Raw genomic sequence first — 8,886 nt, 5'->3', positions numbered from 1 at the left:
TGATATAGCTCTTTAAAAATGACGAAGCTTGCGCTTCATTCAAAAATTGTAAAACTTTTTTTGCCTCATCGTTCAGTTTTCAAAGTTCGCCTGTCGCTCTTGGCGACTAAATGATAATAACATTTATCATTATTGTGTGTCAACCAGTTTGTTTACTAAGTTGTAAGCAGCGCTGGCAACAGAGATAACTATAGCATCCCTTTCTATCACATGGCAAGCATTATTCTAAAAAAACTTTAAAAGATTTTTCTCGTCCCCTTACTCGCATCTATTGTATTGGAGAAGGGAATTTTTCCCTGTCGACGAATACTCATCAATACCAACTTATAAGAAGGTGACACTTGATGCTCCAACTGCAGCCAAAGAAACGATCGAACCTGCGCATCTGGGCAGGAACACAGTATTACATATTAAAACGCCGAACACAATGGATGACGGATAATAAGCGGTACACTTCTAAACGAGATACTGCACCACTGCCCCACCTCATCTATGAGCACCGCACCCCACTCTACCGAAAATTACGAGATATCGATCTCAAAATGCAACAGAATAAAGTCATTAATCTTAATATCGCCATTAAACAGTTAAATGGCATCATCGTTTCTCCAAATGAAGTGCTCTCATATTGGAAAGCCATCGGGCGACCTACAAAACGAAAGGGCTATGTGGACGGAATGATTTTGCATTACGGAAAGGTCACGACTGGAACCGGGGGCGGATTGTGCCAATTATCCAACTTGATTTATTGGATCACGCTCCATAGCCCACTCACAGTGACCGAGCGTTACCGCCACAGTTATGATGTCTTCCCTGATTCACGAAGGGACCAACCTTTTGGGAGTGGCGCCACATGTTCCTACAACTATTTAGACCTTCAAATCACCAATCGGACGGCACAGACGTTTCAACTCCTTCTATATATAGAGGGGGATTATCTCGTAGGGCAATGGCGGTCCAATATCCCATCAACCGTTCAATATGAGATATATGAAGAAAACCACCACTTCACGAATGAATGGTGGGGTGGAACAGTTCGGCATAACCAAATATTTAGAAGCGTCTTCTCCCAAGATGGCACATTCATCCGAAATGAGTTCATCACAGAAAACCATGCTTTAACCATGTACGACCCCTTCTTACCTGAAAACACTGCATACAAAAAAGCCGACTCATAAACCGAGTCGGCTTCATTTCATTACGCGTGCGGCAAGAATATAAAGTAAGCCAAGAAGATCACTAACATGCCGTACATGATTGGGTGAATCTCTTTCGTCTTCCCTTTCGCGATCATCATGAGCGGATACAAGATGAATCCGAGCCCAATCCCCGTCGCAATCGACGAAGTGAGGGGCATCATCAGAATCGTCATGAATGAAGGAATCGCGATTTCTAGCTTTCTCCAGTCGATATCGAGTAAAGCCGAAGCCATGAGTACTCCTACGATAATCAATGCAGGGGCTGTGACCGCCGATGTGACGACTGCCAAGAGTGGCGAGAAGAAGAGCGCCAATCCGAAGAACAAACCTGCGAATACAGCCGTCAAGCCCGAACGACCACCGGCCGCTACACCAGCCGACGATTCTACATATGACGTCGCAGTCGATGTCCCAAAGATTGCACCTGCCACTGTTGCTGTTGAGTCAGCCATGAGCGCTTTACTCGCACGTGGCACTTTGTTGTCTTTCATGATTCCTGCTTGACGAGCTACCGCTACGAGCGTACCCGCTGTATCAAAGAAATCAATGAAGAAGAACGTCAAGATGACGACTAGCATTTGGACCGTAAAGACTTCTGAGAAATTGATGAACGCTTGTCCGAACGTCGATGACATGCTCGGTGGTGCCGAGATGATGTCTGAAATGGCAGTCGGTGTCGGTACAAGATTGAAGATCATCCCGACAATTGCCGTGAGAAGCATCCCGATGAAGATACCACCTTTTACATTTCGAACCATTAACAATGCTGTCACTACAAGACCGAACACCGAAAGGAGTGTCGTCCCTGTTCCGAGTGAACCGAGACCGACGAGCGTCGCTTCGTTGGCGACGACGATACCTGCATTTTTCAAACCGATAAAGGCGATAAAGAAACCAATCCCTGCCGCGACCGCCATTTTGAGTGGTCCCGGAATTGCGTTGACGACTGTCTCACGAATACCTGACAGTGTTAAAACGATAAAGAACAAACCAGAAACGAGAACCCCTGATAGTGCCGTCTGCCATGGAATACCCATGCCGAGAACTACACTGTACGCGAAGAAGGCGTTAAGCCCCATACCCGGAGCGATCGCAATCGGATAGTTGGCGAACAAGCCCATCATGACAGAACCGACGAGGGCGACAAGACCGGTTGCCACGAAAACGGCGCCCATGTCCATTCCTGCTGCACCTAACACGTTCGGGTTAACGAACAAGATGTAAGCCATTGCCAGGAACGTAGTGAATCCTGCAATCAATTCCGTTTTGATGTTCGTTCCAAGTTCATTCAACTGGAAGTAACGTTCAATCCGGTTTCCTGATGGTTGGTGATTTGGTTCTTGCTTGAGCTGTGTGCTCATTGGTTTTCCTCCTTGGCTCGCCGTAAAACGAGAAAAGGTCCCCGATTGATAACCGGAGACCCCACGCGAGACATAGATCAGGGACATAAGTCCCTGATCTATGTCTCGCCGTAGTGAAATCATTTAAGGTGATTTCGTAGAGACTCTCGGGCCATATTCCCGATATTATACGGCAAAATAATTTTTAATTGTTCGGATATGATAAGAACGTTTTTATCTTAACAACGGCAAAATCGAATGTCAACACAAATGACGGATTTTAATCAAACATTTCGCTCTATTGTTCGGATTTACCAAATAAAAACAGAGGGGATTTCTCCCCTCTGGTGGTTATTCCCACTCGATTGTTGCTGGTGGCTTCGATGTGATGTCGTACAGGACACGGTTGACGTGACTGACTTCATTGACGATACGAACCGAGATTTTCTCGAGTACATCCCATGGAATGCGGGCCCAATCTGAAGTCATTCCATCAATCGAGGTGACGGCACGTACGCCGACCGCATAGTCATACGTCCGCTCGTCGCCCATGACACCAACTGAACGAATTGGTGTAAGGACCGTGAAATATTGCCAAATATCACGTTCGAGACCGGCTTTCTTCACTTCTTCGCGCAGAATCGCATCTGACTCACGCACGATTTCAAGTTTCTCTTCTGTGATTTCACCGAGAACACGAATGCCAAGACCTGGTCCCGGGAACGGTTGGCGCCAAACGATATAGTCCGGTAACCCGAGTTCAGTCCCGAGTTCACGCACTTCATCTTTAAAGAGCGTGTTAAGTGGCTCAATCAACGTGAAGTTCATGTCTTCTGGTAGTCCACCGACGTTATGGTGCGACTTGATTGTTTGAGCCGTGTCCGTTCCACTCTCGATGATATCCGTATAAAGCGTACCTTGGGCAAGGAAGTCCATGTCCACAAGTTTAGACGCTTCTTCGTCAAACACGTAGATGAACTCATTGCCGATGATTTTTCGTTTTTGTTCTGGATCTGAAACGCCGGCAAGTTTCGCCATGAAACGCTCCTGCGCGTCAATCTTGATGACTTTCATATTGAAACCGTCCGCGAACGTCTTCATGACGCTGTCCGCTTCATTTTTACGAAGCAAACCATGGTCGACGAACATACATGTCAATTGGTCGCCGATGGCACGATGAACGAGCGCTGCGACAACCGATGAGTCGACGCCGCCTGACAACGCGCAAAGAACTTGCTTGTCGCCGACAATCTCGCGAATCTTCTCGACTTCGATGTCGATGAAGTTCTCCATCGACCACTCACCTTTGGCACCACACACTTCATAGATGAAGTTTTTCAAGATGTCGTTGCCGTACTCAGAGTGACGGACTTCCGGGTGATACTGTACGCCGTACATTTTGAGTTCATCGCTCTTGATTGAAGCGACCGGACATGATGGGTTCGTCCCATCGACGATAAATCCTGGCGGTGCTTCCATGACGAGGTCGCCGTGGCTCATCCAAACCGTATGTTCCACTGGGAGACCTTTGTAGAGCGCCGACGCTTCCGGTGTCGAGAAGAGCGTCGCTTTTCCGTATTCGCGATGTGCCGCTCGTTCAACACGTCCACCGAAGTGATGCGTCATAAGTTGCATGCCGTAGCAGATTCCAAAAATCGGAATGCCAAGTTCGAAAATTTCCGGGTCACAGCGATATGCGCCTTCCGCGTACACACTGTTCGGTCCACCCGAGAAAATAATCCCGGCCGGAGCCAGTTCACGAATCTCAGCAGCGGTCATCTTGTGGGAATGAAGCTCACTATATACGCCAAGGTCACGCACACGACGTGTGATCAACTGGTTGTACTGGCCTCCAAAGTCGAGCACCAAAATCATCTCTTGTTCTATTTTCACAAAACCTCCACCTTTCTGCCTTCTTCTCAAAAAAAGAGCGAGCTTCTCCCACGGATTCACTAAACCGAAGAAGAAGCACGCCCTTTTCTGTGTATACGAAACGTGCTCCTTCATAGTCGGTCCATTTACGGTGGTCCGGTAGAGACTCTCGCGCCAATTCGCGAGTATATACGAAGGAATGCTGTTCAATTATCTAACTAATGCGTCTATCTTACTGTATGCATCCGCCTACTTCAACTCATAATTCGACGAATCATGATTTTCCAATATTCTTTATATTTTGAATTCGGCGTTTTTTCGGCATAGATACTTTGTTCAAACAAACGGGTCAATCTCGTCATTTCCGTCGATTCATAATAAGCATCGACCTCTGCGGCGAGTTCGGACGGCGTGCGCCCGTCGACTTTGAAACCTGCTCCGCGGAGTCGTTTCACTAGATATCGATGCATGGCGACAAGTCGATTTTCATTCAATGGACGCCGTGTCCACCAAAGCATCATGACGAGGCGTTCAATCGATTTTCGGTTCCATACGAGAACGGCGACCGTAAAGACAATCACAATCCAACCCCACACCGGCATATTCCAGTTCTCCGTTGCCGCCTCTCCCGACGTCACATCATCGAGTGCCAAATCTTCTTGCGGACGATTCGTCGGCTCGTCGTCTTGCGACGCTTGTGGATCATTGGCCGCTGGATCGTCTGCATTCGCTTCGTCCTCCGTCTCGACTTGAAGCAAGTTGGCGTCCGAGAAACTGATGGTCGCCTCGAGCGGGACCCAGCCTGCGCCTTCCACGAAATATTCTACCCATGAGTGAGCGTGACGGTTCCGGACCGTGTATTCTTCTTCCCCTTGGATAATCCCGCGAGCATCACCCATCGTGAAACCTTTGACCCAACGCGTCGGCACTCCGCTCGCCCGGAGAAGGACGGCAGCCGAGGTCGAGAAGTTGTCACAGTACCCGATTAACGTATCGAACAAAAATTGATCGACGTAATCCGTATCACCTTCCGGGACGGCTACATCTTCCGTATTGTATTGGAAATCTCCAGATTGGAAGTAGGCTTGGACTGCTTGGGCTTGGTCGTAAGGTGTCTCACTGTCGCCCGTGATATCGGCCGACAAGTCGCGGACTCGATCCGGAAGTGAATCCGGCAATTGTAAGTACGCCTGCCGCTCTTCTTCCGTCAACGTCGTCACCGGCTCATTCAACGCCAGTTGCTCTTCTGTGAAGGAAGGGACACTGTAGCGAAGTTGAATCGTCTGAGGCGTCGTTTGCCCGTCATTGTCGAACACGATTTTCCCGGACGGTCGGATGTGAATCGTCTCGTTCGGAAACGGTTCTTCGATATTCCCGACTCGGAATTCGGTGCCATTTTCCGTCTCCGTCGCCTGTGGGTATTCTCCACCATACGGGACGAACGTTTGGCGCCGGTCAAATCGGAGCAACGCCTGTTCCGGTGTCGTATCGACAGCTTGGTCGACGAGTTGTCCGCGGTTATATTCGGAATCGAGGACCGGGGACTCGACCCAGCCTTTCCCCGTATAAATCTCTTTTGACTCGATGCGCCAATAGCGCGCCGGCACACCACGGGCGATGAAGACGATGCCGTCATCTTGCTCAAACGGTCCGCCGAGTTGTTCATCGTTCACCCCATAGCCGACTCGACCGCTGCCTGAGCCTTCATCGTTCCCAGCATTTTGGAAACTCGTCGTCAACCGATCGGACCAATCCCCTTCAATTGTCGGCGACACGCTCGCGAGCGCCAACACGACCGAAGCGAGGAGCGCGATACTGACATAGCGGACGAGCGATTTGCTCGGTCGTTTCGCCAGGTCGGTGACGAAGAGCAATAAGAGCGATGCTAAAATTGCGAGTAAAATCTTCCCTTCCCCGTCATAAAGCGTCCACGTGTCAAAGTAAGCCATCAGTCCGAGCGTCGAAACGATCATCCCGAGAACGAAGCCATAGCTCGGATACGTGCGTCCGACCAGGATGGCGAACAGTACCCCGATGAGTGCCATCGCCGAGAAGAAAATCGCCTCTTCCGGCAAAGCCCCGCTCAGTACCCCGCTCAAATCCTCTAACCATAGACCGAACCAATCCAGGATACTCCCGTGGTACACGTACAAGACGATAAAGAAATTGAAGACGACCACACCAATGAAACCATACCAAGGCAACAAGCTCGCAAACATCGGAACGAGAAGCAGGAACAAGAACGGCCAATTGACATCAAATGTCGTACTGCCCACAATCGGCTCGACCCAAAATGACAACAAGTAGGCGGCAAGCGCCGTATAGACGATTCGTTTCAACCATGCCGTCATGTCGTCACCTCGTTCGCCGTGTACAAGTGATAGCTGCCTTGTGTCTCATTCATGATCTCACGCACCCATTTCGTCTCGAGTGGGCTAATCAAAATCAAGTTCCCCACTTCTTGCGGCAGGTTGCGCTTCACTCGTTCGACAAGGCGCCCTTCCGGCTCCGGTGTCGCTGTCAGCAAGTAATGGCCGACCTCTGCGCTTTGGTCCGGCAAATGGAACAGACGGACCTGCTCTTCGATGACATACAGTTCGAACGGCAGATTTTTCCGCTCGAGTTGTCGGATTGCACCGACGAGAAGCGACAATGAACGTTCGAACGCTTCTTCATGCCCAGCCGTTGTCGATGGGACAAAGACAAGCGACAGTTTCTTCTCCTGCTCTTGGTCGAACGTTTTCGTCATTAAGTTTCCGCGTCGAGCCGAGGCTTTCCAATCGATTCGACCGATGCGGTCCCCGGCCGCATACTCACGGACACCACTCGTCGTATTGGCAACCTCGGTATATGTGCGCGTGCGGCGATACTGTTCGCCTCGCCCACCGACTTGCTCGTCACGCGGTAAGTCGAACGGAAGTTCAGCAGGTGAGACTTCAACGACCGTCTCGAGTCGCAACGTCCGTTTGCGGTCGAACAGTCCGAACACGTCTCGCACGTGAAGGACGGTCCGATCGAACACGTGGATGCCGCGTCGAATCTGTTCGATTTCGTAATGGACCGTCTCTGTCCGTCGAAAGAAACGATCGACCGTGGTAATGATGACATCAGTGGATGTCGCGAGTCGCGGCGGCGGTGTCTCTTCTAACGTGACGACCCCGACAAGAAACGGGTATTTCCGCTCCACTTGCAGTTCCACGTCCATCGTTTGGCCCGAGACGAGTCGTTTCGTCGTCACACGGCGCGACACGTTCGCGGCTGTGACCGGATAAATCATGAAAATCGTCCAATAGGCGGCCAGGACGAAAAATGACCACCAGAGCGTCGACGCGACGATACTCCCTTCAATCCGGGCGAATGCGTAAAGTCCGAATGCCGCCGCCCACACAAGGAACAGCTTCATCCAATTTTTCATACTTCTTTGACCTCACGATCCATCGGGACCGGAAGTGTGTCGAGCCAACCTTTGACGAGCTGTTCGGCCGTCTTCCCTTTATAGCGTGCTTCTGCCGTCAGTAAGATGCGATGACCGAGCACACTACCGGCGAGCGCCTTCACGTCATCCGGTAGCACGAAGTCACGGTTGTGGATATACGCCCACGCCTGTGCCGCCTTCATCAAAGCGAGTGTCGCCCGTGGACTGCCCCCGAGATACGTGTTCGGGTCGTTGCGCGACTCGTGAATCAAGCGGACGATATACTGTTTGACGGCACTCGAAACGTGTACATCGCGCACTTCGCGTTGCATCTGTTCGACTTCATGTTTCGTAATGACACTCTGTAACGCCTCAAGCGGTTCTGCTTTCTCAAACCGCGTCAGCAGTGCAATCTCTTCATTGAAAGATGGATAGCCCATCTCGATTTTAAGGAGGAATCGATCCAATTGAGCTTCCGGGAGCGGATACGTCCCTTCATGTTCAATCGGGTTTTGCGTCGCCATGACGAAGAACGGGGACGGTAAAATTTTGACTTCACCGTCGACCGTCACGCTGCGCTCCGCCATCGCCTCGAGCAAGGCCGATTGTGTTTTAGGAGAGGTCCGGTTGATTTCATCGGCCAAAACGATATTACCCATCAATGGACCCGGCCGATATTCGAACTCTTTCGTTTTTTGGTTATACATTGAGATTCCGGTCAAATCAGAAGGCAACATGTCCGGTGTAAATTGGACACGTTTGAAATCCAAATCGATGGCTCGACTGAACGTCCGGACGAGCATCGTTTTCCCGACGCCCGGGACATCTTCTAATAACACGTGCCCTCCGGCAAGTAAAGCAGTCAAACTCTTTGCGATGACATCTTCTTTTCCGACGATCACCGTCTCAATGGCATTGATGATCGATTGAATGGCTGGACGATATGACATAGCCGACTCCCCTTTTTTCTCTGATCGCTGACGCGTTAGAAATTAGAATGTTCTGACTTTATTGTGACACATTCGAGCGCTCGTGTGAAAGAAAACCATTATGCCAATGG

Annotated in this window: 6 protein-coding genes and 2 riboswitches; of the genes, 1 reads left to right on the top strand and 5 read right to left on the bottom strand. The window is 50.2% G+C overall.

Annotation, left to right across the window (positions count from 1 at the left end):
• Positions 1-344: 344 nt before the first annotated feature.
• Positions 345-1,178, top strand: coding sequence for a VanW family protein (locus KNP84_RS14885; RefSeq protein ID WP_215115060.1), 834 nt, complete (start codon positions 345-347; stop codon positions 1,176-1,178).
• Between the two features lie 20 nt (positions 1,179-1,198).
• Here KNP84_RS14885 and KNP84_RS14880 read toward each other — a convergent pair whose 3' ends face one another.
• The 5 genes from KNP84_RS14880 to KNP84_RS14860 all read right to left on the bottom strand — a co-directional run bounded on the left by KNP84_RS14880 (position 1,199) and on the right by KNP84_RS14860 (position 8,776).
• Entirely contained in the window at positions 1,199-2,560 is a 1,362-nt protein-coding gene (locus tag KNP84_RS14880; protein WP_021065161.1) for an NCS2 family permease, read from the bottom strand.
• Positions 2,561-2,651: 91 nt separating this feature from the next.
• A riboswitch (purine riboswitch) is annotated at positions 2,652-2,753 on the bottom strand.
• A gap of 137 nt (positions 2,754-2,890) precedes the next feature.
• On the bottom strand, positions 2,891-4,414 hold the full coding sequence (gene guaA, locus KNP84_RS14875) for a glutamine-hydrolyzing GMP synthase (protein ID WP_029596121.1): 1,524 nt from the start codon (positions 4,412-4,414) through the stop codon (positions 2,891-2,893).
• A gap of 111 nt (positions 4,415-4,525) precedes the next feature.
• A riboswitch (purine riboswitch) is annotated at positions 4,526-4,626 on the bottom strand.
• Positions 4,627-4,665: 39 nt separating this feature from the next.
• Complete coding sequence (locus KNP84_RS14870) at positions 4,666-6,762, bottom strand: transglutaminase domain-containing protein (protein ID WP_215115059.1); 2,097 nt, start codon at positions 6,760-6,762, stop codon at positions 4,666-4,668.
• Positions 6,759-7,826 carry a DUF58 domain-containing protein gene (locus KNP84_RS14865; RefSeq protein ID WP_021065164.1) on the bottom strand — a complete coding sequence of 356 codons (1,068 nt, stop codon included), beginning with the start codon at positions 7,824-7,826 and terminating at the stop codon, positions 6,759-6,761. Before KNP84_RS14865 ends, KNP84_RS14870 begins: the two co-directional genes overlap by 4 nt.
• Positions 7,823-8,776 carry an AAA family ATPase gene (locus KNP84_RS14860; RefSeq protein WP_021065165.1) on the bottom strand — a complete coding sequence of 318 codons (954 nt, stop codon included), beginning with the start codon at positions 8,774-8,776 and terminating at the stop codon, positions 7,823-7,825. The genes KNP84_RS14865 and KNP84_RS14860 overlap by 4 nt, the downstream gene beginning before the upstream one ends.
• Positions 8,777-8,886: the final 110 nt, after the last annotated feature.

This window comes from Exiguobacterium sp. s70 (genome assembly GCF_018618315.1).
Classification (GTDB): Bacteria; Bacillota; Bacilli; order Exiguobacteriales; family Exiguobacteriaceae; genus Exiguobacterium; species Exiguobacterium chiriqhucha.
Note: the sequence above shows the minus strand (reverse complement) of the source record. Positions and strands in the feature narration are given on the sequence as shown.